This window comes from Streptomyces sp. B6B3 (assembly GCF_039871525.1).
In the GTDB taxonomy this organism is placed as follows: Bacteria; Actinomycetota; Actinomycetes; order Streptomycetales; family Streptomycetaceae; genus Streptomyces.
The window spans coordinates 108,968-135,761 of sequence record NZ_JBDPLU010000016.1 but is presented as its reverse complement, the minus strand read 5'-3'; the positions used below and the strand labels follow the sequence as shown (position 1 = coordinate 135,761).

Sequence of the window (26,794 nt, the reverse complement as noted above, 5' to 3'; positions counted from 1 at the left end):
CGTACGCTGCTCCCAGGCCACCCTGGACCGCGACGAGACGCCACGAGACGTCACGAGACGCCACGAGAGGAGTGCCGGTGCCGGTGGAGATCACCTGGTGGGGCCATGCCACCGCGACGGTGCGCGATTCGGGGACCACCGTGCTGACCGATCCACTGTTCACCCGGCGCTGCGCGCACCTGCGCCGGCGACGCGGTCCGGTACCGCCAGTCTGGGCGCGTTCGCCCGACGCCGCGCTGGTTTCGCACCTGCACGCCGATCATCTGCACCCGCGCTCCCTGGCCCGGCTCCCACGCGGCACGGTGCTGGTCGTGCCGCGCGGCGCGCTCCGCGCGGTGCGCCCGTTGCGCCGGCTGGCGGGCCGGCTGGAGCTGTGCGAGCTGGCCGCCGGCGAGAAGCTTCCGGTGGGCGGCGTGACCGTGCGCGCGGTGCCGGCGCTGCACGACGGGCGGCGGCTGCCGTTCGGCGCGCACCGGGTGCCGGCGCTGGGGTACGTGGTGGAGGGCGAGGGCCGGACGTACTACGCGGGCGACACGGACCTGTTCGAGTCGATGGAGCGGGAGACGGGTCCGGTGGACGTCGCGCTGCTGCCGGTCGGCGGCTGGGGCCCGCGGCTCGGGCACGGCCATCTGAACGCGGAGCGGGCGGCCGAGGCCCTGGTCCGGCTGCGGCCGCGGAGCGCCGTGCCGGTGCACTACGGGACGTACTGGCCGGTCGGCATGACCGGGGTCAGGCCGCACGAGTTCCACGCCCCCGGGGACGAGTTCGTCCGGCACGCCGCCCGGCTGGCCCCCTCGGTGCGGGTGCACCGGCTGCGGCACGGGGAGAGCGTGCTGCTGGCGGTGCGCGGATGACCGGAGCCGTGGCGGCGGGCGCGGGCTGCGCGCTGGCCGCCTCCGGCGCGGTGACCGCCGCCACCGCGGCCACCACGGAGTCGGGAGAGTCGGCGCAGCAGGCGATCGGCTATCCCTCGCTCTTCCTGCTGGTGCTCGTCGGGGCGCTGGTGCCGGTGGTGCCGACCGGCGCGGTGGTCAGCTCGGCGGCGGCGGTGGCGTTCCACCACAGCGATCCGGCGCTGGCCTCGTCGCTGGTGTTCGCGCTGGCCACCACGGCGGCGTTCGCCGGGGACGCGCTGCTGTACTGGCTGGGGCGGCGCGGGGTGCGGTCGCGGAGCGGCTCCAGGTGGCTGGCCTGGATGCACCGGCAGGTGGCGCCCGAGCGGTTGGAGCGCGCCACGGACCGGCTGGAGCGGCACGGCGTCGCGGTGCTGGTGGTCTCCCGGCTGCTGCCGGCGGGCCGGATCCCGGCGATGCTCGCCTGTCTGCTGGCCGAGCTGCCGTTCGTCGCCTACCTGCGCGGCAACCTGCCGGCGGTGCTGGCCTGGACCGCCACCTACCAGGTGATCGGCCTGGTGGGCGGCGCGCTGTTCCCACACCCCTGGCAGGGCGCGGCCGCGGCGGCGGCCCTCACCCTCCTCATCGCCGCGGCCCCGGCGGTCTGGCGCCGCGTCGCCGCCTCCCACTAACCGCTCGCCGCTCGCCGCGGACCCGCGTGCGGGTGGCCCGGCCGGACCGCTGCTCGTGGTGCCTTCCACGGCCTCTCGCGCACCCGGGTGCTCGTGGCCGGGCCGGCGCCGCCGATGCCGTGGTCGCCGCCGTGTGCGCGGACGGCGTGCGTGCGGACGGCGTGCGTGCGGAGCGGCGTGCGCGCGGCCCGGGCTCCGCGACGCTGACGAACGCTCCTCGTCAGCGGGTCGTGGGGACCCCCGCCAGCGGTCTCGTGCCGTCGCCCCCGGGCTGGGACGGCTCGGGCGTGGTCCGGGGGAAGGCGCGGCGGTAGTGGCTCGGTGTCACGCCGATCTGCCTGAGGAAGTGGTGGCGGAGGTTGTTCGCCGTGCCGAGGCCGCTCAGCTCCCCCACCTTCTCGACGGGCAGGTCGGTCGATTCCAGCAGGCTCTGGGCCCGGATCAGGCGCTGGTTGAGGAGCCACCGCAGCGGCGTCGTCCCGGTGGCGGCCTGGAGCCGCCGGTGCAGGGTCCGTGGGCTCATCGCCGCGCGCCGGGCCAGGTCCTCGACCGTCAGCGGCTGGTCCAGACGCGCCCGGGCCCAGTCCAGCACGGGTCCCAGGCCCGCGTCGTCGGTGGTGGGCACGGACAGGTCGATGAACTGCGCCTGGCCGCCGGGGCGGTGGGCGGGCACCACCATCCGGCGGGCCAGCTGGTTGGCGACGTGGGCGCCCAGGTCGCGGCGCACCAGATGGAGGCAGAGGTCGAGCCCGGCGGTCAGCCCGGCGCTGGTGAGCACGTCGCCGTCGTCCACGTACAGCACCGACGCGTCGACCCGCACCTTCGGGTAGCGCTCGGCCAGTTGGGCCGTGTGCATCCAGTGGGCGGTGGCGCGCCGTCCGTCGAGCAGCCCCGCCTCGGCGAGCGCGAAGGCGCCGGTGCACAGCGAGACCATGCGGGCGCCCGCGTCGTGGGCCCGGCGCAGGGCCGTGATCAGCGCCCGCGGCAGCGGCCTGCCCTCGTCGACGCAGGGGTCGGGCACCGAGGGCACGATGACCGTGTCGGCGTCGACGAGGTCGTCGAGGCCGTGCCGGGTGCGCAGCGACAGCCCGGCTCCGGCCGGGGAGTCGTCCCGCCGCCCCTCCCCCGTGCCGCAGAGCCGCAGGTCGTACCAGGGGTCGGCCAGGTCGGGCTGCGGCTTGCCGAAGACGGTGCACGGGATGCTCAACTCGTACAGATCCCAGGAGGGGACCCCGATGTCCTCGGTCACCACGACGGCGACGGAACCAGGATTCATGCCCCGAAGGGTATGGCAGGAATTTGGTGATCGCCGGCACCAGTGTCACTGGTCCGGGCCGCCGCCCGCTGCGATCTTGGTCGTCACGTGACCAACCGACGACCAACCGCCGCAGGCGGAGGTACAGGGAGTAGTGACATGGGTTCAGATCGCCCGGCCGTGACCGTCCTGGGAACGGGCTCGATGGGCTCGGCGCTGGCCGCCGTCCTGATGGAACGGGGCCACGAGACCACCGTGTGGAACCGCTCGGCGCAGCGGGCCCGGCCGCTGGTCGAGCGGGGTGCCCGCCTGGCCGCCACGCCGGAGGAGGCGGTCGCGGCGAGCCCGCTGGTCATCGCCTGCGTGCTGGACTACGCGGCGCTGCACGCCGTTCTCGACCCCGTCGTCGGCGCCCTGGCGGACCGGGTGCTGGTCAACCTCACCTCCGGTTCTCCCGAACAGGCCCACGAGGCCGCCGCGTGGGCCCGGTCGCACGCCGCCGACTACCTCGACGGCGCGATCATGACCACGCCGCCCGGGGTCGGCAGCCCCGAGATGATGTTCCTCTACAGCGGCTCCCAGGCCGCCTTCGAGGCCCACCGTCCGACCCTGGCGTCCCTGGGCGATCCCCTGTTCCTGGGCTCCGATCCGGGCCTGGCGTCCCTCTACGACGCGGCCCTGCTCGGCCTGATGTGGTCCACCATGACCGGCTGGCTGCACGGCACCGCGCTGGTCGGCGCGGAGAAGACACCCGCCACGGACTTCACGCCGGTCGCGATCCGCTGGCTGACCGCCGTGGCCGGCTTCCTGACCACGTACGCCCCGCAGGTGGACGCCGGCCGCTATCCGGGCGACGACGCCACCGTCGACGTGCAGATCGCGGCCATCGACCATCTCCTCCACGCGGCGGCGGCCCGCGGCATCGACAACGCCCTGCCCGAACTGCTGAAGTCCGCCATGGAACGGACCAGCGCCGCGGGCCACGGCTCCGACAGCTACGCGAGCGTGATCGAGGTCCTCAGGCACGCGCCGGGCGGCGCGAGCGCCTGAACGAGAGAGCCCTCGGAGTCCCAGGAGTCCGAATAGTGGCACGGAATTGCCCGGATGGCGAGACGGAGGGAGGGTGGCGGAATGTCGGATGCCGTATACACGCACGGGCATCACGAGTCCGTGCTGCGTTCCCACCGCTGGCGTACCGCGGAGAACTCCGCCGCGTACCTGCTGCCCGAGCTGCGGCCCGGGCTCTCGCTGCTCGACGTCGGGTGCGGGCCCGGCACCCTCACCGCCGACCTGGCGGAGCGGGTGGCGCCGGGTCCCGTCACGGCCGTGGACCAGGTCGAGGACATCCTGGCCGAGGCCCGGCGCGAGGCCGCCGCGCGCGGCCTGACCGGGGTGCGCTTCGCCCGGGCGGACGCGCTCGCCCTGGACTTCCCCGACGACTCCTTCGACGTGGTGCACGCCCACCAGCTGCTGCAGCACCTCGGCGACCCGGTCGGCGCGCTGCGCGAGATGCGGCGGGTGTGCCGGCCGGGCGGCGTGGTGGCGGTGCGGGACGCGGACATGACGGCCATGACCTTCCATCCGCGCTCGCCCGGGATGGACGCCTGGCTCCGGCTCTACGAGCGGGTGGCCAGGGCCAACGGCGGCGAGCCGACCGCCGGCCGGCAGCTGCATGCCTGGGCCCGGCAGGCCGGCTTCGCCGAGGTCGCCCCCTCCGCCTCGGTGTGGTGCTTCGCCACCCCGGAGGAGCGGGGCTGGTGGAGCGAGCTGTGGGCGGACCGCACGGTCGCCTCCTCCTACGCGGAGACCGCGGTGGCCGGCGGACACGCCACCGAGGCGGAGTTGGCGGCGATCGCCGACGCGTGGCGCGCCTGGGGCGCCGACCCGGACGGCTGGTTCTGCGTGCTGCACGGCGAGGCGCGCTGCCGCGCCTAGGCCCTGTCCGGTCGATCTTGCCGGGCCCGCGACTCCCCCAGACTCCGTCCGGGAGGTGCCCCCATTCGTACGAGTGGCGATCCGGTGCCTTGCGACGCACGGCGTCATGGGGGCACCTCCCAGGCCTCAAGGGCCTGGGAGCCGCGGGCTGATCCTCCCCCAGCTTGGAAAGCTGGGAGGTGCCCCATCGATCCACCGGACAGGACCTAAGCGGGCGCGGCGCGCGCCGGCGCCTCGGTCAGCTCGCCACGCCCTCCTCCTGCTCCTCCTGGCCGCGTGACCGCTGCGCGCCGGTGCCGCGGTCACCGGCGTCCCGCGCCGGCACGTGCCCGGCCACCGGTCCGCGCGGGGGCGCGGGCGGGGCGGGCCGCGTCCGGTGCACGACCGCGACCAGGACCAGCGTCAGCACCAGCAGCCCGGCCCAGATGACCCACTGCTCCGGCCACGGCTCCGGCGACGGCGCCGCGTTCGGATCGGGGTCGCGGCCGCCGTCCGTGCCGGAGACGATCACGGCCAGCAGGCCCAGGATCGTGGCCACGACGGCGAGCCGCCCGGCCAGCCGCGTGGTCAGCGGCAGCGGCCGGGACTCGCGGCCGGCACCGCGCAGGCGCAGCCGTTCGCTGGGGCGCGCGGGTGCGAGCAGGCGCGTGAGCAACAGGCCAGCGAGCGGCATCTGCAGCGCCCACACCAGCGTGCGGAACGAACCGTCGTACCAGACGTTGGTGCCGTAGAGCAGGGTGTGCCAGACGCTCAACACGTAGACCACGATGATGAAGCGGTGCAGGGCCAGCCACATCCGGGATCCGGTGGTCTGCCGCAGGTAGAACGCCAGGCCCAGCGGGATGGCCAGGTAGAACGCCAGCAGCCCGATGAGGATGGCGATCCGGCCGGTGCCCGAGTCGTACCAGCCGGGCACGAAGGAGTCGGCGAACGCGCCGCCCACCCGGCCGCCCCACGACGACGAGTCGGAGTGGTTCGTCCGGACGAACTCGGCGAACAGCATGAACGCGTGCATGAACATCAGCCCGAGCGTGGTCAGGCTCGTGGTGCGGTGCCACTTCTCCACCCGCGCGCCGGACAGCCAGCCCCAGCCGGGCCGCGGGCCCGACCGCAGCAGGCCGAAGACGATCGTGACGTAGGCCCAGAGCAGTCCCGACCAGCCGAACGCCTGGCACATCCAGTACATCCAGTACCGGGGCGCGTCGGTGAGCATCGGCATGACCTGCGTGGTCGCGGAACTGCCGTTCTCCACACGGGCGTAGAGCCACCAGAAGATCAGCAGCGTGGCGACCAACGCCATGCTCGCGTCGGGTATCGCACCCCGCAGGTCGGCGCGGAGGCCGCCCCAGTCGAAGCGCCGCTGTCTCGCGGCTCTTCGCTTCTCCTCAACTCCTGCTCGGGTCATGGCAAGACACCACCTTCTGCACGGCTCGGCAACGGGTCAGCCCAAGGCGCCCCGCGCGCCAACAGATGTTGGTCTCCCACGCCCGTTCAGGAGAGGTTAGCTTCGAATCCGTTGTCAAACGAGAGTGCGTGGTTCCGGATCGCGCTCCGATCGCCCGGTTCGCTTCAGCGGTCGCGGCCCCACAGGTACAGGCCGAGGCCGACCAGCAGCAGGGAGAGCGAACTGAAGCCGGCGCGCGCCGTGTTCCACGCCGTCCAGCGCGGCGAGAAGTCCGCCCACAGCCGGGCCGCGTGCTCGGGGCTGTCGGGGGTGCCGGCGGCGTTCAGCGTGTCGTTCATCGGGACGTTGACGACCATGGTGGGCAGGAAGGCGCCGAACACGTACACGCCGGCGGCCAGCAGGAACGCCACGCCCGCGCCCCGGTGACCGAGTGCCAGCAGCAGCCCGCCGGTGGCGCCCGCGGCGACCGGCACGCCGACGAAGGCGACGAGGAACACGGGGTTCTGGATCCGGTCGTTGATGCTCTGCATGGCCGCGACCGCCCGTCCGGGGTCGACGGCGTCCAGTCCCAGCATCACGGACACCGAGAAGGCGAAGAACACGCCGGCCATCAGGCCGGTGAGGAGCAGGGTGAGAGTCGCGGTGAGCGCGGTGAGGTTCGTCATGCGCTCAGTCAAATGCTTCGCGGGCCGCACGCCCATGAGCCGGCGGCTCATGGTCATACGCGCGCGTCTACGCCGGCTCCCCGCGGATCCCCGCGGATCCCCGCTACGCCGCCCAGTGCGCGGGCCGGCGCAGGGTGCCGGGCAGCCGGGTGGCCGCGTCGCCCCTGGCCGCGTCGAGCTGGGGCTGGGTGAGGAAGACGCTGCCGCGCAGGTCGGCGCCGCCCAGCCGGGCGTCCCTGAGGTCGGCCCCGATCAGCTCGGCCGAGCGCAGGTCCACGCGCCGCAGATCCGCCGCGATCAGGCACGCGCCGCGCAGGCTGGCCGCCCGCAGGTCCGCGTCGCGCAGCTCGACCCCGATCAGCATCGCGCCCCGCAGGTTGGCCCGCCGGAGGTCGGCGCCCCGGAGCCGGCGCCGGCTGAGATCGGCGTCGCGCAGCTCGGCCCCCGCCATCTTCGGGCCACGGTGCTGGCGCCGACCCTCGGGCGTCACGGACCGCACCAGCTCCCCGGCCCGCACCAGCAGCGCGTTGACCCGAGCCCGGACGGCCGCGACGTCGAGCGCGGCGAGGGCGTCCGCGTCGGCATGTGTGAGGCGCTCGGTCTCGTCGTACGCGCGCCGCAGCTCGTCGCGGAGCGCCGTCCCGATCCGCGGCAGCTCCAGCGCCTCGGCCAGGTACCACAGCAGCTCGTGCAGCTGCCGCATGACGGGGAAGACGTCGACCATCCGCCGGGCGGCGTCCGGATCCGCCCGCCAGTCCCGCCCGCCGAACGTGTCCTGCGTCACCCGCTGCCCGGCACCGAAGCAGTCGAAGACGGTGCAGCCGCGGAAGCCCGCGTCGCGCAGCCGCGCGTGGATGCCGCAGCGGAAGTCCGTGCCGAGGTGGCCGCACGGCTCCCCCGCCGCCTTGTCCACGGCGAAGTCCGCCGAGGCGGCGAACGGCAACACGACGCAGCACAGCCCCGCGCACCGCGCGCAGTCCGCCCGCAACGCCGACCCCTCCACCGACACCAGCCGCACCTCCCCCACCAGCCTACGGCGCGTACCGCACCCCCCTCACGCCCCGGCCGGGTCGCCGGCGCGGTTGCTAGGATGGGCGTCATGGCACGAGGTATCTGGTCGCAGAAGGTGCGAGCCGCCCGCTGACGGCGGCGCCTTCTCCCCCTTCCCCTTCTCTCCGTCGAGTCTCTTCTCTCCGTCGAGTCTCTTCCGTTGAGTTTCCGCTGAGTTCGCGCTCGCCGTTCCGGTTCCCGCCGGGCGGCCGCTGCCTGCTGCCCGGCTCCACTGCGAGCTGCGGAGCATCCGTTGAACCTCACGCCCACCCCCGAACCCGTCTCCCTGCCCGTCGAGGCGGGCGGTAGCGCACATCTGCGCGCCGAGGGCGTCACCGTCACCCGCGGGTCCCGGCGCGTCCTGCGGGACGTCTCGGTCACCGTCTCCGCCCGGTCCCGGATCGCCGTCGTCGGCGAGAACGGCCGCGGCAAGACGACGCTGCTGCACGTACTCGCCGGGCTGATCGCGCCCGACGCGGGCACCGTGCACCGGGCCGGCACGATCGGCCTGGCCCGCCAGGAGCTGTCCGCGCGGGACGGTGCGACCGTCGGCACCCTGACCTCCGAGGCGCTGGCCGCGTCGCTCGCGGCGCTCGCCGCGCTGGACGAGGCGACCCGCGCCATGGCCGCGGGCGGCGACCCCGCCGCCGACGACCGTTACGCCGTCGCCCTGGAGGCCGCCACCCGGCTCGACGCGTGGGACGCCGAACGGCGCGTCGAGGTCGCCCTGGAGGCCCTCGGCGCCTGCACCGACCGCGATCGCCCGCTGGCGGCGCTGTCGGTCGGGCAGCGCTACCGGGTCCGGCTGGCCTGCCTGCTCGGCGCGCGGCACGACGTGCTGCTGCTCGACGAGCCGACCAACCATCTCGACGCCGGCGGCCTGGACTTCCTGACCCGCAGGCTGCGCGAGCACGACGGCGGTCTGGCCGTCGTCAGCCACGACCGGGCGCTGCTGCGCGACGTCGCGGACCGGTTCCTCGACCTCGACCCGACCCGCGACGGGCGGCCGCGCGTGCACGCCGGCGGCTACGACGCCTGGCAGGACGCCCGGCGGCGCGAGCGCGAGCGCTGGGAGCAGGACCACGAGGAGCAGCAGGCCGAGCACCGGCGGCTGCAGGACGCGGTGTCGAAGGCCCGCGACCGGCTCTCCACCGGCTGGCGCCCGGACAAGGGGACCGGAAAGCACCAGCGGCAGTCCCGCGCGCCCGGCGTGGTGCAGGCGCTGAAGCGGCAGCGGGAGGTGCTGGAGGCGCACCGGATCGACGTGCCGGAGCCGCCGCCGCGGCTGCGGTGGCCGGACCTGGGCGTCCGGGCCGGCGCGCCGCAGCTGCGGGCGCACGGCGTCGCGGTCGGCGGACGGCTGGCCCGCCCGGTCGACCTCACCCTCGATGGCGGCGACCGGCTGCTGGTCACGGGGCCGAACGGGGCCGGCAAGTCCACGCTGCTCGCGGTGCTGGCCGGCGCGCTCGAACCCACCGAGGGGCAGGTCCGCCCGGCGCGGGGGGCACGGATCGTCCGGGTGACGCAGGAGACCGCCGAGCAGGACCCCGGGCTCACCGCCCGCGAGGTGTACACCCGCCACGTGGGACGGCTGGTGGCCGGCCGGGTGCTGCGCGACGCCGACGCCGTGCCGCTCGGCTCGCTCGGCCTGCTGGGCTCCGACGCGCTGCGCACCCCGGTCGGGCGGATGTCGCAGGGGCAGCAGCGGCGTCTCGACCTGGCGCTGGCGCTGGCCGGGCGGCCCGGGCTGATCCTGCTCGACGAGCCGACCAACCACCTGTCGTCGGCGCTGGTCGACGAGCTGACGGACGCGATCCGCGACACCGGCGCCGCGGTCGTCGTCGCGACACACGACCGGCAGCTGCTCCACGACCTCGCCGACTGGCCCCGCCTGGAACTGGAGCCGGGGTAGAAGTTGGCGTCGAAGTTGGAGCCGGGGTCGATCCGACGGCGCTCGTGACCCCTCTCGGGCGCCGGGGGCTACGGTCGCGCCGGATGTCTCGTGGGGTCGGTGGTGCCGTGTGGCCGGGCCCGGTGAGGCGACGAATTCGCAGAGGTCCGAAGAGGGAGGACAGCCCTGTGACACCTACCCGCTTGTCCCGTCTCACGCCGCGAGGGCGAGGGCGGCTGCCGTTGGCGGCCGCCCTCGTGGTCGCCGGCACGGCGGCGTTGGTCGTGCCGGGGGCCGCGCAGGCGGCCGACGAGCAGATCACGGTGGCCGCCGGCGACGTCACCGCCAGTACCAGTGACGAGAACGAGCCGGCGAACGTCGTGGACGGCGACCTGAGCACCCGCTGGTCCGGCGAGGGCGACGGCGCCTGGCTGCAACTGGACCTCGGCGCCACCCGGACCGTCAACGAGGTCCGACTCGCCGTGCACCAGGGCACCACCCGGCAGAACGTCTTCGAACTCCAGGCCTGGACCGGAACGACCTGGCAGACCGTCCACGACGGCGAGACCAGCGGCACCAGCACCGCCCTGGAGTCCTTCACCTTCGACCCCGTCGAGACCTCCCGGATCCGCTACCTCGGCCACGGCTACACCGGCGACGGCGAGGGCGACTGGAACAGCCTCACCGAGGTCGAGATCTGGCACACCGACGACGACCCCGACGACCCGCCGGGCGGCGCCGAACTGCCCTCCGAGGTGCTGGACCTGAGCGACTGGAAGGTGACACTGCCGATCGGGGACGACGAGGAGCCGACCGAGATCTTCCAGCCGGACCTGGCCGACTACTCCCACGACCCGTTCTTCACGGTCACCGAGGCCGGGGACGCGGTGCAGTTCCGCTCGCCGGTCAACGGCGTGACCACCGGCGGCTCCAGCTATCCGCGCTCGGAGCTGCGGGAGATGGAGCCCGGCGGCGGCGACGAGACCGAGTGGTCCTCGACGTCCGGCACCCACACGATGACGGTGGAGGAGGCGTTCACCCACCTGCCCGAGGACAAGCCGGAGGTGGTCGGCGCGCAGATCCACGGCGGCGACGACGACGTCACCGCGCTGCGCCTGGAGGGCTCGGAGCTCTGGATCACCGAGGGCGACGAGACCAACCACCACCTGATCACCGACGAGTACGAGCTCGGAACGGTCTTCGAGCTGCGGTACGTGGTCAGCGGTGGCGAGATCGAGATCTACTACAACGGCGAGTTGCAGACCACGCTGGACCACTCCGACTCGACCAACTACTTCAAGGCCGGCGCCTACACCCAGGCCAACTGCGAGAACTCCTCGCCGTGCAGCGACGACAACTACGGCGAGACCAACATCTACGCCGTGGAGGTCACGCACGGCGACGGCGGCGACGGCGGTGACGGCGGTTCCGACGGGACCGAGGCCGCCGTGCTGTACGACTGGGGCGAACCGCTGCCGATCTCCGACGAGTTCGACTACACCGGACCGGTCGACCCCACCAAGTGGGGGGTGCCGAGCGGTGAGGTCGGCGGCACCGAGGGCTGCTGGGAGGGGCACGACGAGAACGGCCGCCGGTGCGCGAAGAACAGCACGGTCGAGGACGGCATCATGACGATGACCGGCCAGGCCAACGGCGACACCGGGTGGCTCAGGCAGGACTACGAGACCCAGTACGGCCGGTGGGAGATCCGGTCCCGCTCGGAGAACACCGGGGACAGCGGCGGCCTCTACCACCCGCTGCACCTGATCTGGCCGACCGAGGACAACCGCCTGGAGAACGGCGAGTACGACTGGATCGAGTACACCAACCCCGACGCCCAGTGCGTCGGCGCGTGGATCCACTACCCACAGAGCCCGACGGACGAGAAGGAACACCACGAGCTCTGCGGCGTGGACATGACCGAGTGGCACAACTTCGCGTTCGAGTGGACGCCCGACGCGCTGGTCGGCTACGTCGACGGCGAGGAGTGGTTCCGGATGTCGGACGGCGCGAACGACGAGCGCGGCGACGTCCAGGACATGCCCTCGGGCCATCTCAACATCCAGCTCGACAACTTCACCGGCTCCAGCGGGCTACGTCCCGCCATCTTCCAGGTGGACTGGGTCCGCACGTACGACGTGTGAGCTAGACGTGTGAGCTAGCGGAGATCCCGGAAGAGAACAGCGTGGCGGGGGGGGGGGGGGGGGCCGCCGCGCCACGCGTGCGTGAGGTGGGGGAAGGTGCGTGCGGGTCAGCTCATGGTGATCTCGGAGCTGCCGCTGCTCTGGTAGCCCTCGGTCGCCATGATCATGTAGTAGTTGAAGCTGCCGAGCTGCATGCCGGCCTGGGCCCACGCGTCGAAGTGCGTGCCGGTGTTGAGGCTGCCGCTGCTCCGGTGGCTCTGCCGGACGCTCCAGAACTGCGGGAAGGTCTGGGTGCCCTCCACCGACGGGGCGTTGTACCGCATGGAGTGGACGATGGTGTACGTGCCACCGTCGGCGGTGAACGTGCCGCGGGTCTCGCCGCCGCTGCTGGGGTTGTACGGGCCGTGGGACTCCACGATGTAGTACTCCACCAGCGGGTTGGACGTCCAGCCGTAGAGCGCCAGGTAGCCGTTGCTGCCGTGGTTGACGCTACCGCTGAAGTTCACGGTCCGACGGCTGCCGTTGCTCCAGCCCTTGCCGCCGACCCAGTTGTTGGTGCCGTTCCAGGAGCTGCTGTAGCTCCCGCCCGACTTCAGGGTCATCGAGCACGTGCCGGGGCTGTCGGTCCAGAACGAGTAGTAGTAGCCCTCGTGGGTGCCGGTCGCGTTCTGCGTGAGGGTCACGTCGGCGCGGGCGATACCGGGCAGCGCCAGAGCGGACGCACCGCCCACGGCCAGGGCGCCGGCGCCGCCGAGCAGACTCCTGCGGCTGAACGGACGGAAGGGTGGGGGGTTGTCATCTTTGTGCATGCATCCTCCTCGAGCGGGCTGGCGGGAGGCCAGACAGCCTGATTCGACGCCGGAGGGCGTGTGGGGGTGAGATGTCGACCGAACGTCGGCGTCGTCCAACGCCTCGGCGGTCGACCGGTCGCTGTGTGGGGCGACGACCGGAACGCAGGTCACACACGGCGACCCGATCGACAGTGGTGCGGGTCTGTCGATGGTTCGACAGTGTTGAACCGGCACCACGCGATGTCAACGGTTCTCGCAACGATTCCGGAACGTTCGAGCCCGCCAGCGGCTCCTCAGGTCCACATCATTCCTGGTCAGCGACGCTTGCCAAGAGGTCGTGTTGAAAATAGCGCCGCTGTGAAGATCATTGTCCGATCCACTTCACTGAAAATTACCGGAAGCCTTCCGGGCCGCTCGGAGCTGCGTGTCGTCCACCGGACGCCGGCGGCTTCCGTCAGGCGACGGCCCCGGCGAGCAGTTCGATCTGGTCGAGTCCGGAGCCGGTGGGGACGAAGATGAGCTCGTCGCAGCCGCTGGCCTCGAAGGCGGCGGCATAGGACGTGACCATGTCCGGGCTCACCGCGGCGCTCGCGGCGACCTGGCTGGCGACGTCGCCGAGGAAACCGTAGTAGTCCAGGAGGTAGGCGTCGGCCTGCGCGCGGGCGTCGGGGCCGAGCGCGAAATAGGCCAGTGACAGCTTGCGTGGCGTGCCCGGGCGCCCGGCGTCCCGCCAGGCGGCGTCGACCGCGGCCGCGGCCTGGGCGAACATCTCCGGCGTGCCGCCACCCATGATCCAGCCGTCGCCCAGTTCGGCCACCCGCCGGAAACTGGCCTCGGAGCCGCCGCCCAGGATCAGCTCGGGCCCACCGTCGCGCACGGTCCTCGGCCCGATCGCCCCGGCGAATCCGCGTTCCTCCCCCGACCAGACGCGCTTCATCTCCCGGAGCTGCTCCTCGAACCGGCGCCCTCTGCCCCTGGTGGACAGCCCGCTCGCGGTGAAGTCGTCATCGCGTCCGCCGAGCCCCACCCCGAGCACGAACCGTCCGGCGGAGACCCGGTCGAGGGACGCCGCCTGCTTGGCCAGCAGGGCGGCGTTGGCGTGCAGCGGCGCGAGGAGCACACTCGTCGTCAGCCGGATCCTGCTGGTGACCGCGGCGGCCGCGGTGAGCGCGATCAGCTCCTCGTAGCCCGGGTACACCAGCCGGCCGATCGTCCCCAGGGTGCTGAACCCCGCCTCCTCCGCCTGCCGGGCCCAGTCCAGCAGCCTCGGTGGTTCGGTGCCGGGAACCGTGTTGGGCAGGCCGATTCCGATGTCCATCCGTTCCTCCGGACGTAGGAAACCCACTCAGAACCCATCATGCACACAGACACCGCACAGGCGACCGCAGTGACATCAGCCCGCCACGGTGCCGACGCCGTGTGGGAGAACGCCTGCCGGTTGGGAATGCCGGTTGGGAATGCGGACCAGGAACTCCCGTCCTACGCTCCCCGTATGTCCGATTTCCTCGCCGCCGGTGCCTCAGCCGACGACCTTCCCGCACCGGCCGAGGGCCTGCTGGTCACGCACTTCCTCACGGTCGGCGACGTTCCTCGCTCGCGGGCGTTCTATGTCGACGTGCTGGGCGGAAAGGTGGTGCTGGAGGAGAACCCGTGCATCATCAAGGTCGCCAACAGCTGGATCATCATGAACCCCGGCGGCGGGCCCACCGATGACAAACCCGACGTCGTCCTGCGCCCGCCGGAGGACCGCCACACCGTCTCCAGTTTCCTGAACGTACGGGTGGCGGATATCCACGTTTTCCACGCGGCAGCCCGCGACAAGGGAGCCGAGTTCCTCACCCCGCCCATCGACCGGCGTGCCGAGTTGCGCTGCTACATGCGCGACCCGGATGGCTACCTCATCGAGGTCGGCCAGTCCACGGGCCTGCTCAAGGGCATCCTGGCGCGCACCGACGCCGAAGCCTGACCACCGCACCGCGCCCCGCTGGTGACCGGACTGGTCAGACGCGACGGACCGGGTCGGTGATTCCACCGGGGCACGCGCTCGCCGCGATGTCCCATTCGGCGCGTCCGGCCCCGGCCTGGTAGGCGCTCTCGTAGAAGGCGAGCGCGGCGGCACGTGGATCGGCCTCGTCGCGGGCCGCGTCGTAGGGCAGCACGGCCAGGTGGCTGTCGCCGGCCACGACCCACCGCGCGGACGCCGGGCTGAGCGGCGCTTCGGCCAGACCGGCGGGCTCGGGGGCGGTGTACGAGTAGAACGCGGGCTCGCCGAAGGTGTCGTCGCCGAACCAGAACCCGAAGCTGATCACTTCCGCGGAGTACGCCTCCCGGGTGACGGGGTCGACCCGTCCGGGCTGGTCGACCCGCCGCCCGGAGAAGCGGCTGTGGGCGATGTCGAAGGTGTGCCAGAAGTGGTGCACCGGGCTGGCCTTTCCCGAGAAGCCCGCCGCGAACTCCTCCAGCACGGACGCCACCTGGCTCAGCACCCGCCAGTAGCGGTTTCCGGCCACCGGGTCGTAGGTCGCGTGCTCGGTGTCCTCGGCGAACGGCCGGTCGCTGTCGGGCAGACCGAAGGGCCTGGGAATGGCGATGTCCGCCCGGACGCCCAGCGCGGCCAGAGCGGCCAGGGTCTGGTCGTGGAACGACGCGACGGACTGGCCGGGAAGCGGAAAGGATCGCGTCGCGCCCTCCAGCGTCATGACGACGAGCCGGTGGTCGACGAAGTCGAAGTCGATCGTGAAGATCGGATTGCCGTCGACCTGACCCATCGGACGGGTGGTGATTCCGCGCCCGGTGACGTGGAACGGGACGTTCCACCAGTGGTTGCGCCGGGTGCTCGCGGCCAGGCGGATCTTGCCGACGATCTGCGTGAAGCGGTGCAGCGTCTCCTTGGTGTCCCGCCACTCCACCAGCGGCATCGGCGGGAAGAACTCCATCGCTGCCCCTTCCCGCCCGGCACGTCCGTGGCGGCCGGGCAGTCTCATCATGGCATAGCGGTAGAAATCCCTCATATCGCCGAGAGGGCGGTTCGGTCCGGGGTCGCCGCCGCGAGTGATCCGGAAGAGTTCCGAAAATTTTCAGGGAGGGGAGCTGTCGATCTTGAGAGACCGCGCGAGCCCGACACGGAGGTCCGGGCGTTGACCAGTGGTTATGAGGATTCAAAGGGCGTATGACGAGGACGAGTTTCCCGAGAACCTTGCGGAAACTGTTGACAACTTAACAGGTCCCTCCCAGCATGGTCATGACATCGACAGATCCCCCTCACCGCACTCCCACGTCACACGTCACACCTGTCGATCCGGGTCACCCACGCGATCTGGCCCTCCGGTCGTGAGCCGCACGCTGACCGGCCAGCTCCCGCTGTGCTGCGACAACGCCGACGTTCGGTCGGCGGCCTCGCCCTGGTCATCGACGGATCTGTCGGGTCGCACCACGTGTCTGGCCTCCGCCAGTCCTAACAAGGAGGAAGCATGACCATGGAGAACAACCCCGCGCCGATGTTCGGCCGCAGACGTCTGCTCGGCGGTGCCGGCGCGGTGGCCCTCGGTGGCGCGGCCGCTCTGGCGCTGCCCGGCACCGCCCGCGCCGACGTGACCCTCACGCAGAACTCGACCGGCACCCACGAGGGCTACTACTACTCGTTCTGGACCGACAGCCCCGGCCGGGCCACGATGACCCTGAAGTCGGGCGGCCGCTACAGCAGTTCCTGGAACGGTGCCAACAACTGGGTCGGCGGCAAGGGCTGGAGCAACGGCAGCCGCCGGACCGTGAACTACAGCGGCTGGGTGAACCACGGCAGCAACGGCTACCTGGCGCTCTACGGCTGGACGTCCAACCCGCTGGTGGAGTACTACATCGTCGAGTCCCACGGACCGTGGAACCCCAGCAGCGGTGGTACGAACCGCGGCACGGTCTACGCCGACGGCAGCAACTACACCATCGTCCACTCCATGCGGTACAACGCCCCGTCCGTCGAGGGCACCAAGACCTTCCCGCAGTTCTGGAGCGTCCGGCAGAACCTCCGCAGCAGCGGAAGCCTCAACACCGCCACGCACTTCGACGCGTGGGCCCGCGCCGGCATGCAGCTCGGCAACTTCAACTACTACATGATCATGGCGACCGAGGGCTACCAGAGCAGCGGCAGCTCCGAGATCACCATGAGCTGACGACCGCGCCCACCGCTCAGTAGGACCAGGTAGGGATCCGGGGCTGTGGAGGCCAATGCCACAGCCCCGGTTTCATGCCCGAATCACGCGACGTGCGCGACGAACGCCCGCCAGGCGCTGGCGGGCACGACGAGAGCGGCGCCCTCGGGACGCTTGCTGTCCCGGACGGGAACGACGCCGGGGAAGCCGTCGGCTATCTCGACGCAGTCGCCCCCGTCCTGGTTGGAGTAGCTGGACTTGCGCCATGGAGCGGCGGTCAGGTCGGGTCGGGTGGCTCGCATGTGTCGCGGTCCTCCATCAGCTTCTCGACGAACTCCACGGATTTCCGTGGCGACAAGGCCAAGTCTCGCAGGCGATCGTATGCCAATCGAAGGTGCTCGACGTCCTCCGGGTCCTCCAGGAGTTCGCCCGAATATCCGGTCTCGATGTAGGCGGCCGAGGTCCCGTCCGGCTGCCACATCGTGATCGTGTGTGTATTGGTCAGGCCGTGCAAGCCGACGGCCAGAGGGAGCAACTGGATAGCGACGTTGGGGAGCGACTGCAGTTCGACCAGGTGCGCCAGTTGAGCATGCCAGGCCTTCGGATCCTTGAGGGGCCTGCGTAGCACCGCCTCGTCGATGACGGCACGGAAGTCGATCGGGTTGGCACCCACCAGTCTCCTCTGTCGATCCATCCGGACGGTGATCTGATCTTCGAGGTCGTCCCCGGAACGAGCTTCCTGGAGCAGTTCCCGGGCATATGCCTCGGTCTGGAGCAGCCCGGGAACCACACTCGGGGTGTACTGCTGTGTGGACGTCGCGCTGCTCGCCAACTCCATGTACCGCTTGTACTTGTCGGCGAACGCGTCCTCCTTCGCGAGCGTCCAGAGGTTCTGGAGGTGCCGGCCGGTGCCGTACACCGCGTCCAGGACCTCGGCGTTGCGGCGTTCGCCGAGGCGTTCGCCGCGTTCCAGGCGGTTCAGGTGGGTCCGGTCCAGCGCGGACTTCTCACCGAGTTCGGCCAGCGACCAGCCGGCCTCTTCGCGCAGCCTCCTGAGTTCCTCGGCGTAGAGGCGCCGCGCGTGCGGCAACCGGTTCGTCTTCTCCTCACTCGGCGGCATACGCCCCACTCCCTCTCCCCGAATTCGAATAGGCGCTCGATGCCAATCGCGGTCAGCAACGCGAGCCTCTATCAGCGGTTATCCGCCGCGCCGCAAGCTTGGGTCAGACAACGCACGCAGCACAAGAGGGAAATTGGTGGCACGGAATGACACGCCGACTTCGACCCGTGGACATGCTGACCGCCCGTCAGGACGCCGTGGAAACGGCTCGCGCATTGCGGGCGGCCCTTGCGCGGCACGAGATCGTACTGCCGTCGCTGGACGTGGATCTCGTCTCGTACGCGCACTTCGCGGGGCGTCCGCTCATCGAGCTGGGGCGCGTCAACAACGTGACGGTGAATGCACTCGTTCGCGTGCTGAACAGCGCGCCGGTGGGAAAGCGGTGAGCGCGTCCGTTCCCGCCACGCCTCCCGCTCAGCAGCCGGGACAACAGGCGAGCGGGAGCCCGGAGCAGCGCCGCGAGGAGTTAAGCCGCCAGAAGCTAAGGAAAAGGCTCCGGAAGATCAACCAGCAGAGCACGACGAACCTGCGGTTCCACAGCGGGAGGTGACCGGGAGATGCCGCGCAAGCCGATGCCCGAGATTCCGAGGGAGGACGCCGTGGCGCGCTATCGCGACAAGCAGCCGATGGCTTCTCTCGCGCGCCGCTACGGCGTCTCCGCCGGCTGGTTGACCGAGCGTTTCCGGGAATGGGGCGAGCCGATACGCGGGCATGCTGAGGCCCATCGGGAACGCCGAGGGCTGTCCCCCACCGAATGGCGCCTGCGCTTCGAGGACGAAGACGCGTAGTGAGAGGTGCCGTTAACGAGCGGCGCACCAGGTGACAAGTAGCCGAATGAGACCGTGGCGGGCCGACCATGCTACGAGTGCCGGTCGCGCTCGGTGCGCATCTCACTGGCCGACCCGTTCGTCGATCTGGACGCGCAACTCGGCCACGGCGTTGTCCAGCAGGTCGAGGAAGGCGACGACAGCGGGTGGTTTGGACAGCCCACGCGGGGTGGCGGCGTAAACAGCGCGGACCGGTGCGTCGTCGGGATGCAGCGCGGCGAGCACGACGTCGGGGCGGGTGGCGGCGACGGCGAGCGACGGGATGAGCGTGATGCCCAGGCCCGCCGCGACCAGTCCCTGCCTGGCGATCCACTCGCCGGCCACCAGCTCGACGCGAGGCCGGAACCCGACGCGTAGGCTCGCGCTGATCAAGGTGTCCTCGATGCGGCCGCTGCCCGCGACCCAGCGTTCCTCGGCCAGCTCGGCGAGCCGGAGTACGCGCCGGTGGGCGAGTGGATGGATGGTCGGCAGCGCGACGAACATGTGATCGTCGATCAGGTGCCTGAGATCCAGCCGATCGGTATCGAACGGCCGGCTCGGTGCCGTGCTCAGGACCGCGACGTCTACCGCACCCGCGTGGAGGCCGGCCACGTGGTCAGGTGTGAAGCCCTCCGAGAGCGCGAGGGTGACCTTGGGGTAGGCCGCGTGGAAAGCGGCCATCGCGTGGGGAACGAGCATGGCGTCCGCGGTGCCGAACGCGCCCACTCGCAGATGCCCACCGGCGAGGTCGCGGAGCGCGGCCAGGTCGTCTCGGGCGGCACCGAGCCGGTCGAGTATCGCCTCGGCATGGGTGAGGAGGCACCGCCCTTCGGCCGTGAGACGCACGCCACGGGGCAGCCGGTCGAACAACGTGGCACCGGTCGCGCCTTCCAGCGCCGAGACCTGTCGCGAGATCGCCGACTGGGTGTAGCCCATCGCCTGAGCCGCGGCGGTGAACGATCCGCGCCGGACAACCTCGCGGAAGACCTCCAGCCAGCCGATGTCCATCACGCCCCCTGCCATGCGAGATATGCATGTTATCCCTGCGAGATCATCGCTGGTCGCATCGATCACGACGGGCCTAGCCTGGCGACGAAGCCGACTCGTTTGGAGGAGGCCTCACGCCGCAACGCCCTTTCTGGACTTGGGCGTCCTGGACTGGCGCGCTGTAGGACGTCAGCCGCACAACCGAGAGGGAGACCAGAGACATGCCCAGACGAGAGACCGTTGTTCCCGAGGACATGAAGGACGTTCATGAGCGGTTTCGTTATTCGCCTGGTGTGAAGGCTGGGCCTCTCCTGTTCATGGCTGGTCAACTGGGGCGCGACGAACATCTGAACGCGGTCGAAGACAAGGAGGAGCAGTTCACTCAGGCGTTCGAGAACGTCGAGAAGGTGCTGAGTGCGGCTGGAGCCACGCTCGATGATGTCGTGGACATGGTGACATACCACACGGACATGCGAGACCTGCAGCTCTTCATCACAGTGAAGGACCGGTTCTTCACGAATCTGGAGCGGCTGCCGGCCTGGACCGCGATCGGCGTGGCCGCCCTGGCCATGCCGGGACTGTTCGCCGAGATCAAATGCACGGCGCTTCTCCCTGATTGATCAGAAGGCGGAGCCAGACGAAGATGCCCGGCGAGGCCGGCGGCTGCTAAATCGTCCAAAAGGCCACCAGGGCCCGGTCCCAGTTCAAGCCGAGCCGAGCCGAGCCGGGCGAACACCTCGTTGAACTTCTCGTCTGGAATGCGGCGCGGAGCCCATCAGCCGGAATCACGGGGGCGCGGGGTCACCAGGCCGGACTCGTAGGCCAGGACCACGAGTTGGGCACGGTCGCGGGCGTGGAGCTTGGTCATGGCCCGGTTGATGTGGGTCTTCGCGGTCATCGGGGTGATCACCATGCGGTCGGCGATCTGGTCGTTGGACAGGCCCTGCGCGACCAGGGCGACGGCCTCGCGTTCGCGGTTGGTCAGCTCCGCCAGGCCCGCGCCGAGGGCGCCGGGGTGGAGCGGCTGGGTGACGTACCGGTTGATGAGCTTGCGGGTGATGGAGGGGGCGAGCAGGGCGTCGCCGCGCGCGGCGACCCGTACGGCGTGCAGGAAGTCCTCCGGCACGATGTCCTTGACCAGGAAGCCGGCGGCGCCGGCGCGCAGTGCGTCGAAGACGTACTCGTCCAGGCCGTAGTTGGTCAGGATGACGACGTGCACCCGGGCCAGGGCCGGATCCGCGGCGATGCGCCGGGTCGCCTCGATGCCGTCGAGGACCGGCATCCGGATGTCGAGCAGGGCGATGTCCGGCAGATGCTCCCTGGCCAGGGCCAGGCCCTCCCGCCCGTCGCCTGCCTCGGCCACGACCTCGATGTCGTCCTCCAGGTCGAGGAGCGCGCGGAACCCGCTGCGCAGCAGCGGCTGGTCGTCGACCAGCAGGACGCGGATCACGACGACCGGTCCACGGGGAGTTCGGCCCGGACGGTGAAGCCGCCCTCGCCACGCGGGGCGGCGCTCAGCCGGCCGCCGAGGGCGGTGACCCGCTCACGCATGCCGAGCAGGCCGACGCCGGGCGTCGGGGAGGTGGTGGGCGTGGCCCTGCCGTCGTCGTCGACGCGTATCGCGAGGGAGTCGGGACGGCAGTCGATCCGGACCGACGCCGTGGCGGCGTCCGCGTGCCGGGCGATGTTGGTGAGCGACTCCTGGACGATGCGGTAGACGGTCCGGCCCACCGCGGCCGGCACGTCGTGGCGTTGTCCCTCGATGGTCAGCGTCGCGTCCAGGCCGACGCCGCGGGCCCGTTCCACGAGTTCCGGTACGTGGTCGAGGCCCCGTGGCGGGGTCGTGTCGTCGTCGCGCAGCGCCTCCAGGGTCGCCCGCAGCTCCCGGTTCGCCTCGCGTCCGGCCTCCTGGATCGCCAGCAGCGCCTCGGGCACCGGTTCGCCCCGCCGGCGGGCCACGTGGACGGCGACCTCGGCCTGCACCTTGATGATCGAGATCTGGTGGGTGAGCGAGTCGTGCAGTTCCCGGGCGATGTGCAGCCGTTCCTCGTCGGCGCGGTGCCGCGCGGTCTCCTCCCGGGTGCGCTCCGCCTCGTCCGCCCGCCGCTCGGCCTGCCGCAGGGCCTCGCCCGCGGCTCCGGCGGCGACCAACCAGGCGATCTCCAGGGCGCCTCGGGCCTGGGCGAACGCCTCGCCGGTGTCGTGCGGGCCCGAGGCCCAGGCCGCGAGGGGCAGTGCCGCCAGCATGGCCACGCTCGCCGCCACCGTGACGGTGCGGTGCCCCGCCCGCACGGCCGCGTAGACCGCGAACAGGTACGCGACGGCGGGCACGTCGAAACCGGCCGTCTGGTAGCCGACCGCACACAGTCCGGTGACGGCCAGGACGGGAACCGGCGCGCGGCGGCGCGCGACGAGTGCCAGGCCGCCGGCCGCCAGCAGCGCGTGGCCGAGCAGGTCGGGGAGCGCGGCGGACCGTTGCGCGGACAGCCCGGTGACCAGCAGCGTCGCCGCCACGCCCGCGGCGATCGCCCCGTCTCGGACATCGGCTCGTCCCCACCTCATGTCGCGCACCCTAGCCCGCCGCCCCCGGCGGGCGAGTCCTGCGCGCGGACGACCGGTCGGCTACCGCGGACGCGGTAGTTCCGCGGCTCGTGCGGCGCCCGCGGCAGCGCGAACTGTCCGCGGCGGCGGGACGACCGGCGGCGGGTCCGGCGGACAGGATCGGGCTGCGTCCCGTCGTCGCAGGAGAAGGAGCACCGCCATGTCCGCCATCCCAGCCATGCCAGTCATGCCGGTCGGAACCGTGCTTGCCGCACCGACCGCCGCCAGCGTCTCCACCATGAGCTCCGGGCGGCTCGCGGCCGTCGTGGCCGGGCTGGTGGCGTTGTTCGGCGTGGTGGCCGGTGGGTTGGCCCTGGTCCGCGCCAACCGCCGAGGCGGCACCGGCTCGGGTACCGGCTCCTCGCGCAGCCGGGCCGTGGTGGCCCTGGCCGCGGGCCTGTTCGGCGTAGCCCTCGGCGGCCTGGTCGTGGCCACCGCTGACGGCGGCCTCGGCACCGGCAACGGGCTGGGCGGGGGCGTCGTGGCCCTGGTGGTCGGGCTGCTCGGCATGGCCCTCGGCGGGCTGGCCCTGGTCCGCGACCGCCGCACCGGGCGAGCGTCCGGTCTAGAGTGACCTGGTGGAGACGCTGGAACTGCCGCATCCGTGGCTGCCGCGGCCGGCCGTGCCGGAGCCCGACCCCGGCGTGCTCGCCGAGTTCGACCGGCTCTTGGCCGGGCTCGCGCCGGGTGCCGAGGACGGCCCGGTGCCGACCATCGACTACCGGCTGTCGGCGCCGAAATGGCAGTTCCTGTGTCATGCCGTCGACCACGGCGGCCTGCTGCTGCACGGCAGCGGCGATCCGGAGATCCGGCTGCTGGAGCCGCGGCAGCCCGAGGACGACTCCGAGATGGGCAGTCGTCCCGGCGTCTACGCGGCGGCGGACGGCGTGTGGCCGATGTTCTTCGCCACGGTCGACCGGGCCAGGTACCGCTTCCTGATGAGCAGCATGAGCGTGCGGCCGGGAACCCTCGGGCCGCCGGCCCGCTCCTACTACTTCTTCTCGCTCACCGCCGAGGTGCTGGCCCGCCGGCCCTGGCGCGCCGGCAGCGTCTATCTGCTCCCGGCCCACGGCTTCGAGCTCCAGGCCCCGGTGGTGGCCCGCGGTGTGCGGGTCCGGCCGGCCCAGGCGATCAGCCCGGGGCCGGTCCGGCCGCTGGCGCGACTGCGGGTGGAGCCGGCCGACTTCCCGTACCTGGAGCAGGTGCGGCCGCACGACGACGAGCGGTTGCTGTCGCTGGCGGCGGCCGAGCCGCTGGGCTTCCCGTGGCTGCGTGACTGAGCCGGCGAGCGCTCAGTCGTGGTCGTGCCCGAGCGGGATGACCGTCGGCAGTTCGGCGAGGCGGAGGCGGGCGCAGCCGTAGGGGACGAGGGAGACGTCCATGAGGGGTGCGTTGACCGCGACCGGGCTGTCCGGGGGCGGGGCCGCCGAATTGGCCGCGATGTGCCAGGCATAGACCCGGGCCGCCTGGCCGCGGATGGTGACCGGGGCGGCGCTGGCGCCGAACGGCGCCTCCGGAACCGGAGTGCGCTCCACGGGCCAGTGCTCCAGGCCGCCGAGGCCGCGCGCGTGCAGGCCCCAGTTCCAGGAGGACAGCGGCAGCACCTCCCATTCGCCGAGGCCGCGCTGCTCCGGCAGGGGTCGCCAGGACTCCTTCACCGGGACGACCATGACGAGCGGGCCGAGGCGGACGCCGACGGCGTTGCGCTCGCGCCGGATCCGACGAATCGCCATGGGCAGGCGGAGTTCGAGCGCGTCGCCGGTCTGCCAGGTCCGGTCGACGACCGCGTAGCCGTCCTCGCCCGGTTCCAGCGCGACGTCCCACCCGTTGAGTCGGAGCGTCGGTTCCTCGCACCATGCGGGGATCCGCAGCCGCAGGTCGAACCGGGTCGGTGCGGAGAGCGTGAGCGCGAAGCGGACGGTGTCCTCGAAGGGGTAGTCGGTGCTCTCCTCGATGGTGACGTCGGCGCCGCGGAGCCGGGTGCGGAGCGTGCTCGGCGCGTAGGCGAACACCGCCAGCCCGTCGCGGTCGCCCTCGCCGTCGGCGACCCGCATCCACAGCGACGCGGCGAACTTGGGCCAGCCCTGGTGGAGGTTGGCCAGGCAGCAGCCGAAATGCGGTTCCAGGCCGAAGATGTTGGCGTCGTCGGAGCTCATCGTCCAGTCGCGCTCGGCGACGGTCGCGGAGATCTGGTTGGCCTGCTGGTGGTACTGGTGGGCCAGCATCCGCGGGTCGCAGCTCGCCGCGAGCTGGTTGAACGCGGCCTCCTCGGCCAGGTCGCCGAGGGCGCCCTCGCCGAAGGCCAGCGCGGACTGTTCGAGGGTGAAGAGGTACTCGACGACCTGACAGGTCTCGATGCCGGCGGACGCCTCGCGGCCGCCCAGCCACTCGTCGCCGGAGAACATGCCGTGCACCTGGCCGTGCCAGCGGTCCAGGGCGGCGAGGCAGGCCCGCAGATCGTCGTAGTGCTTCGCCGCCTGCCCGGCGGCGTCGTCCTGGCCGTCGCGGAGGGCGCGGACGGCGGGGACCTTCAGGCCCATCGCGACGTTCGGGCCGTGGGTGAGGTGGTTCCACACCATGGCGCGCCCGGTGATGAGGTCGCCGGTCAGGTACCCCACCCAGTCGGCGTTCTGCTCCATCAGCAGGTCGGCGAGGCGCAGCCAGCGCGGGTCCGGGTCCCTGCGATGCAGCCACAGCGCCGCCAGCACGTTCTCGGTGGCGCGGTGCGCGCCCCAGCTGCTCAGCGGCCGGTCGGGCAGGTGGGCGAGCTGGTACGCGAAGTAGCGGGCCAGGAAGCCGGGCACCCGGTCGTCCCCGGTGGCGTCGGCGTGCTGGGTGAGGACCTTGAGGGCGACCATCCGCGGCCACCAGTCGTCGTTGGTCTCCGGGCCGAACTGGCCGTCGGGGCGCTGGCTGGCGAGCATCCACTCGATCCACGCCTCGGCCCTGTCCAGCAGCTTCTCGTCGTTCAGCACATGCGCCAGCGGCACCAGGCCGTCCAGGTAGTACGGGCCGCGCTCCCAGTCCTCCCCGTCGCCGCCCAGCCATCCGGAGTCCGGGCCGAGGTCGGGCCAGACCTCCTCCACCTGGCCGGTCAGGCCCGCGGCCTGGAGTTCGAGTTGCCGGCGCAGCCAGCCGTCGGGGCGTATCTCGCCGAGGCGGACCGGTTCGTAACGCTTGCCCATGGTGCGGACCATGTTCCTTTCGTGCTGGTCGTGCTGGTCGTGCTGGTCGTGCTGGTCATGCTGGTCGTGCCGGTGTGGCGCGGGTGGGGGTCGGGGTGCCGGTCGGATCGGTCGGATTGGTCGGATCGGTCAGATCGGTCGGGCGTCAGTCGTCGGCGATGGTCGAGCCGCGCACGACCAGCCGGGGCGGGATCAGTTCGAGGCCGGGCGCGGCGCCGTCGGCCGGCCCCTCGCCGTCCGCGTCGGAGTCGGCGTCGGAGTCGGCGTCGGCGGTGATCGCCGCCAGCAGGCGTTCGGCCGCGCGCCGGCCCAGATGCTCCAGCTCCATGTCCACCGTGGTCAGGGGCGGCCGGCTGGCCTCCCACATGACCTCCCAGTTGTCGTAGCCGGTGACCGCGACGTCGTGCGGCACCCGCAGGCCACGCTCCCTGAGCCGGTCGCCGACCGCGCGGGCGAGCTGGTCGGAGGCGCAGACGATGGCGGTGACCGGCGCCGTGCCCGGATCCGACTCGCGCAGCAGGACGTCCACGGCCTGCCGCCCCCAGCTCTCGCTCCACGCGCCGAACAGCGGCTCCCCCACCAACTCCATGCCGGCCTTCGGCAGGGCGCCGCGCAGGGACTCCCAACGGACCTGCGAGGTGCGCTGGTCGGCGCGCCCGCCGACGTGCGCCACCCGGCGGTGGCCCAGCGTGCGGAGGTGGTCGACGACCAGCCGCATGCCGGCCGCGTCGTCCGGCACCACCGACATGTCCTCGGCGCGGGCCGAGGGCGCCAGGGCGTAGACCACGGGAACGGACACGTCCAGCGGCTCGCGGTGGTCGGTGGCCTTGCCGGTGACGATGATGCCGTCCACGCGGCGGGCGAGGAGCGTGCGGAGATGGTGCTGCTCGCGCACCGAGTCGCGCCGGGCGGTGGCGAGCAGGGTGGAGATCTCGCCGACGGTCAGCGCGTTCTCCGCGCCGAGCATCACGGGCAGGCTGAACCGGCCGACGTCGTCGGTGCTGAGCAGGCCCACGATGAACGTCCGCCGCATCGACAGGGCGCGGGCGCCGGCGTCGGAGACGAACCCGAGCCGATCGGCGACGGCGCGGACCCGCTCCCGGGTGTCGGGCCGCAGCGATCCCGAGCCGTTGAGCGCCTTGGAGACGGTGCTCGCCGAGACCCCGGCGGCCCGGGCCACGTCGACGATGCGCACGGGCCGGCCGTCCTGCTTCATGGTTCCCCTCCCGTTTTCCTTCCGTTCCTGAGCACCCTAACAGCGATCAGCTCGGGGCAGCCATGGTGTTCAT

Annotated in this window: 27 protein-coding genes; 13 read left to right on the top strand and 14 right to left on the bottom strand. The window is 72.0% G+C overall.

Going from position 1 to position 26,794, the window contains the following annotated elements; all coding sequences use genetic code 11:
• Positions 1-77 precede the first annotated feature (77 nt).
• The gene (locus ABGB06_RS28250) at positions 78-854 is read left to right on the top strand and encodes an MBL fold metallo-hydrolase (protein WP_347594449.1); all 777 of its coding nucleotides are present in this window, start codon (positions 78-80) and stop codon (positions 852-854) included.
• Entirely contained in the window at positions 851-1,525 is a 675-nt protein-coding gene (locus ABGB06_RS28245; RefSeq protein ID WP_347594447.1) for a VTT domain-containing protein, read from the top strand. Before ABGB06_RS28250 ends, ABGB06_RS28245 begins: the two co-directional genes overlap by 4 nt.
• A 220-nt stretch (positions 1,526-1,745) precedes the next feature.
• Here the strand turns inward: ABGB06_RS28245 and ABGB06_RS28240 are convergent, their stop codons facing one another.
• Positions 1,746-2,801, bottom strand: a complete 1,056-nt coding sequence (locus ABGB06_RS28240) for a helix-turn-helix domain-containing protein (RefSeq protein ID WP_347594445.1) — start codon at positions 2,799-2,801, stop codon at positions 1,746-1,748.
• Between the two features lie 138 nt (positions 2,802-2,939).
• On the opposite strand from ABGB06_RS28240, the gene ABGB06_RS28235 reads away from it, so the two are divergent.
• Together ABGB06_RS28235 and ABGB06_RS28230 are read left to right on the top strand one after the other, a co-directional pair.
• The gene (locus ABGB06_RS28235) at positions 2,940-3,830 is read left to right on the top strand and encodes an NAD(P)-binding domain-containing protein (RefSeq protein ID WP_347594443.1); all 891 of its coding nucleotides are present in this window, start codon (positions 2,940-2,942) and stop codon (positions 3,828-3,830) included.
• 81 nt (positions 3,831-3,911) lie between these two features.
• Positions 3,912-4,715 (top strand): methyltransferase domain-containing protein, encoded by an 804-nt coding sequence (locus ABGB06_RS28230; RefSeq protein ID WP_347594441.1) that lies wholly within the window; start codon positions 3,912-3,914, stop codon positions 4,713-4,715.
• 238 nt (positions 4,716-4,953) lie between these two features.
• On the opposite strand, the gene ABGB06_RS28225 is transcribed toward ABGB06_RS28230, so the two are convergent.
• The 3 genes from ABGB06_RS28225 to ABGB06_RS28215 form a co-directional block, all read right to left on the bottom strand.
• The gene (locus tag ABGB06_RS28225) at positions 4,954-6,120 is read right to left on the bottom strand and encodes a ferric reductase-like transmembrane domain-containing protein (protein WP_347594439.1); all 1,167 of its coding nucleotides are present in this window, start codon (positions 6,118-6,120) and stop codon (positions 4,954-4,956) included.
• 164 nt (positions 6,121-6,284) lie between these two features.
• Entirely contained in the window at positions 6,285-6,785 is a 501-nt protein-coding gene (locus ABGB06_RS28220) for an anthrone oxygenase family protein (RefSeq protein WP_347594437.1), read from the bottom strand.
• Positions 6,786-6,888: 103 nt separating this feature from the next.
• Positions 6,889-7,794 carry a pentapeptide repeat-containing protein gene (locus ABGB06_RS28215; protein WP_347594435.1) on the bottom strand — a complete coding sequence of 302 codons (906 nt, stop codon included), beginning with the start codon at positions 7,792-7,794 and terminating at the stop codon, positions 6,889-6,891.
• Between the two features lie 294 nt (positions 7,795-8,088).
• Between ABGB06_RS28215 and ABGB06_RS28210 the strand changes: the two genes are divergently transcribed.
• Both ABGB06_RS28210 and ABGB06_RS28205 read left to right on the top strand, forming a co-directional pair.
• Positions 8,089-9,747, top strand: a complete 1,659-nt coding sequence (locus ABGB06_RS28210) for an ABC-F family ATP-binding cassette domain-containing protein (RefSeq protein WP_347594433.1) — start codon at positions 8,089-8,091, stop codon at positions 9,745-9,747.
• A 182-nt stretch (positions 9,748-9,929) separates the two neighbouring features.
• Positions 9,930-11,870: a polysaccharide lyase family 7 protein gene (locus ABGB06_RS28205; RefSeq protein ID WP_347594431.1), complete on the top strand. Its 1,941-nt coding sequence runs from the start codon at positions 9,930-9,932 to the stop codon at positions 11,868-11,870.
• Positions 11,871-11,977: 107 nt separating this feature from the next.
• On the opposite strand, the gene ABGB06_RS28200 is transcribed toward ABGB06_RS28205, so the two are convergent.
• A complete protein-coding gene (locus tag ABGB06_RS28200; RefSeq protein ID WP_347594429.1) occupies positions 11,978-12,679 on the bottom strand; it encodes a glycoside hydrolase family 11 protein in 702 nt (233 codons plus the stop codon).
• A 436-nt stretch (positions 12,680-13,115) separates the two neighbouring features.
• A complete protein-coding gene (locus ABGB06_RS28195; protein ID WP_347594427.1) occupies positions 13,116-13,979 on the bottom strand; it encodes an LLM class flavin-dependent oxidoreductase in 864 nt (287 codons plus the stop codon).
• Between the two features lie 174 nt (positions 13,980-14,153).
• Here ABGB06_RS28195 and ABGB06_RS28190 point away from each other — a divergent pair, with 174 nt between their 5' ends.
• Positions 14,154-14,627, top strand: a complete 474-nt coding sequence (locus ABGB06_RS28190; protein WP_347594425.1) for a VOC family protein — start codon at positions 14,154-14,156, stop codon at positions 14,625-14,627.
• A 34-nt stretch (positions 14,628-14,661) separates the two neighbouring features.
• Here ABGB06_RS28190 and ABGB06_RS28185 read toward each other — a convergent pair whose 3' ends face one another.
• Positions 14,662-15,597 (bottom strand): DUF5996 family protein, encoded by a 936-nt coding sequence (locus ABGB06_RS28185; protein WP_347594423.1) that lies wholly within the window; start codon positions 15,595-15,597, stop codon positions 14,662-14,664.
• A 540-nt stretch (positions 15,598-16,137) separates the two neighbouring features.
• Here ABGB06_RS28185 and ABGB06_RS28180 point away from each other — a divergent pair.
• The gene (locus tag ABGB06_RS28180; RefSeq protein ID WP_347594566.1) at positions 16,138-16,827 is read left to right on the top strand and encodes a glycoside hydrolase family 11 protein; all 690 of its coding nucleotides are present in this window, start codon (positions 16,138-16,140) and stop codon (positions 16,825-16,827) included.
• 83 nt (positions 16,828-16,910) lie between these two features.
• Here the strand turns inward: ABGB06_RS28180 and ABGB06_RS28175 are convergent, their stop codons facing one another.
• Both ABGB06_RS28175 and ABGB06_RS28170 read right to left on the bottom strand, forming a co-directional pair.
• Positions 16,911-17,108 (bottom strand): DUF397 domain-containing protein, encoded by a 198-nt coding sequence (locus tag ABGB06_RS28175; RefSeq protein ID WP_347594421.1) that lies wholly within the window; start codon positions 17,106-17,108, stop codon positions 16,911-16,913.
• Entirely contained in the window at positions 17,084-17,926 is an 843-nt protein-coding gene (locus tag ABGB06_RS28170; RefSeq protein ID WP_347594419.1) for a helix-turn-helix transcriptional regulator, read from the bottom strand. The genes ABGB06_RS28175 and ABGB06_RS28170 overlap by 25 nt, the downstream gene beginning before the upstream one ends.
• Positions 17,927-18,099: 173 nt before the next feature.
• Between ABGB06_RS28170 and ABGB06_RS28165 the strand changes: the two genes are divergently transcribed.
• Both ABGB06_RS28165 and ABGB06_RS28160 read left to right on the top strand, forming a co-directional pair.
• Positions 18,100-18,312, top strand: a complete 213-nt coding sequence (locus ABGB06_RS28165; protein ID WP_347594564.1) for a hypothetical protein — start codon at positions 18,100-18,102, stop codon at positions 18,310-18,312.
• Between the two features lie 171 nt (positions 18,313-18,483).
• Complete coding sequence (locus ABGB06_RS28160) at positions 18,484-18,714, top strand: hypothetical protein (RefSeq protein WP_347594418.1); 231 nt, start codon at positions 18,484-18,486, stop codon at positions 18,712-18,714.
• A 102-nt stretch (positions 18,715-18,816) separates the two neighbouring features.
• Here the strand turns inward: ABGB06_RS28160 and ABGB06_RS28155 are convergent, their stop codons facing one another.
• The gene (locus ABGB06_RS28155) at positions 18,817-19,806 is read right to left on the bottom strand and encodes a LysR family transcriptional regulator (RefSeq protein WP_347594416.1); all 990 of its coding nucleotides are present in this window, start codon (positions 19,804-19,806) and stop codon (positions 18,817-18,819) included.
• 134 nt (positions 19,807-19,940) lie between these two features.
• On the opposite strand from ABGB06_RS28155, the gene ABGB06_RS28150 reads away from it, so the two are divergent.
• Positions 19,941-20,339, top strand: a complete 399-nt coding sequence (locus tag ABGB06_RS28150; RefSeq protein WP_347594414.1) for a RidA family protein — start codon at positions 19,941-19,943, stop codon at positions 20,337-20,339.
• A gap of 155 nt (positions 20,340-20,494) precedes the next feature.
• Here the strand turns inward: ABGB06_RS28150 and ABGB06_RS28145 are convergent, their stop codons facing one another.
• Both ABGB06_RS28145 and ABGB06_RS28140 read right to left on the bottom strand, forming a co-directional pair.
• Positions 20,495-21,169, bottom strand: a complete 675-nt coding sequence (locus ABGB06_RS28145) for a response regulator transcription factor (RefSeq protein ID WP_347594412.1) — start codon at positions 21,167-21,169, stop codon at positions 20,495-20,497.
• The gene (locus ABGB06_RS28140; protein WP_347594410.1) at positions 21,166-22,281 is read right to left on the bottom strand and encodes a histidine kinase; all 1,116 of its coding nucleotides are present in this window, start codon (positions 22,279-22,281) and stop codon (positions 21,166-21,168) included. The genes ABGB06_RS28145 and ABGB06_RS28140 overlap by 4 nt, the downstream gene beginning before the upstream one ends.
• Before the next feature lie 199 nt (positions 22,282-22,480).
• Between ABGB06_RS28140 and ABGB06_RS28135 the strand changes: the two genes are divergently transcribed.
• Complete coding sequence (locus ABGB06_RS28135) at positions 22,481-22,894, top strand: DUF6223 family protein (protein WP_347594408.1); 414 nt, start codon at positions 22,481-22,483, stop codon at positions 22,892-22,894.
• A 4-nt stretch (positions 22,895-22,898) separates the two neighbouring features.
• Positions 22,899-23,600 (top strand): hypothetical protein, encoded by a 702-nt coding sequence (locus tag ABGB06_RS28130; RefSeq protein ID WP_347594406.1) that lies wholly within the window; start codon positions 22,899-22,901, stop codon positions 23,598-23,600.
• Positions 23,601-23,612: 12 nt separating this feature from the next.
• Here ABGB06_RS28130 and ABGB06_RS28125 read toward each other — a convergent pair whose 3' ends face one another.
• Positions 23,613-25,505 (bottom strand): beta-L-arabinofuranosidase domain-containing protein, encoded by a 1,893-nt coding sequence (locus ABGB06_RS28125; RefSeq protein WP_347594404.1) that lies wholly within the window; start codon positions 25,503-25,505, stop codon positions 23,613-23,615.
• Between the two features lie 145 nt (positions 25,506-25,650).
• Entirely contained in the window at positions 25,651-26,721 is a 1,071-nt protein-coding gene (locus ABGB06_RS28120) for a LacI family DNA-binding transcriptional regulator (protein WP_347594402.1), read from the bottom strand.
• Between the last annotated feature and the right edge of the window lie 73 nt (positions 26,722-26,794).

Coding starts and splice junctions, on each gene's coding strand:
- ABGB06_RS28135 (WP_347594408.1), top strand. CDS start 22,481: ATGTCCGCCATCCCAGCCATGCCAGTCATGCCGGTCGGAACCGTGCTT.
- ABGB06_RS28245 (WP_347594447.1), top strand. CDS start 851: ATGACCGGAGCCGTGGCGGCGGGCGCGGGCTGCGCGCTGGCCGCCTCC.
- ABGB06_RS28150 (WP_347594414.1), top strand. CDS start 19,941: ATGCCCAGACGAGAGACCGTTGTTCCCGAGGACATGAAGGACGTTCAT.
- ABGB06_RS28180 (WP_347594566.1), top strand. CDS start 16,138: ATGGAGAACAACCCCGCGCCGATGTTCGGCCGCAGACGTCTGCTCGGC.
- ABGB06_RS28235 (WP_347594443.1), top strand. CDS start 2,940: ATGGGTTCAGATCGCCCGGCCGTGACCGTCCTGGGAACGGGCTCGATG.
- ABGB06_RS28200 (WP_347594429.1), bottom strand. CDS start 12,679: ATGCACAAAGATGACAACCCCCCACCCTTCCGTCCGTTCAGCCGCAGG.
- ABGB06_RS28120 (WP_347594402.1), bottom strand. CDS start 26,721: ATGAAGCAGGACGGCCGGCCCGTGCGCATCGTCGACGTGGCCCGGGCC.
- ABGB06_RS28190 (WP_347594425.1), top strand. CDS start 14,154: ATGTCCGATTTCCTCGCCGCCGGTGCCTCAGCCGACGACCTTCCCGCA.
- ABGB06_RS28160 (WP_347594418.1), top strand. CDS start 18,484: ATGCCGCGCAAGCCGATGCCCGAGATTCCGAGGGAGGACGCCGTGGCG.
- ABGB06_RS28240 (WP_347594445.1), bottom strand. CDS start 2,801: ATGAATCCTGGTTCCGTCGCCGTCGTGGTGACCGAGGACATCGGGGTC.
- ABGB06_RS28195 (WP_347594427.1), bottom strand. CDS start 13,979: ATGGACATCGGAATCGGCCTGCCCAACACGGTTCCCGGCACCGAACCA.
- ABGB06_RS28125 (WP_347594404.1), bottom strand. CDS start 25,505: ATGGGCAAGCGTTACGAACCGGTCCGCCTCGGCGAGATACGCCCCGAC.
- ABGB06_RS28140 (WP_347594410.1), bottom strand. CDS start 22,281: ATGAGGTGGGGACGAGCCGATGTCCGAGACGGGGCGATCGCCGCGGGC.
- ABGB06_RS28225 (WP_347594439.1), bottom strand. CDS start 6,120: ATGACCCGAGCAGGAGTTGAGGAGAAGCGAAGAGCCGCGAGACAGCGG.
- ABGB06_RS28175 (WP_347594421.1), bottom strand. CDS start 17,108: ATGCGAGCCACCCGACCCGACCTGACCGCCGCTCCATGGCGCAAGTCC.
- ABGB06_RS28170 (WP_347594419.1), bottom strand. CDS start 17,926: ATGCCGCCGAGTGAGGAGAAGACGAACCGGTTGCCGCACGCGCGGCGC.
- ABGB06_RS28220 (WP_347594437.1), bottom strand. CDS start 6,785: ATGACGAACCTCACCGCGCTCACCGCGACTCTCACCCTGCTCCTCACC.
- ABGB06_RS28230 (WP_347594441.1), top strand. CDS start 3,912: ATGTCGGATGCCGTATACACGCACGGGCATCACGAGTCCGTGCTGCGT.
- ABGB06_RS28165 (WP_347594564.1), top strand. CDS start 18,100: ATGCTGACCGCCCGTCAGGACGCCGTGGAAACGGCTCGCGCATTGCGG.
- ABGB06_RS28185 (WP_347594423.1), bottom strand. CDS start 15,597: ATGGAGTTCTTCCCGCCGATGCCGCTGGTGGAGTGGCGGGACACCAAG.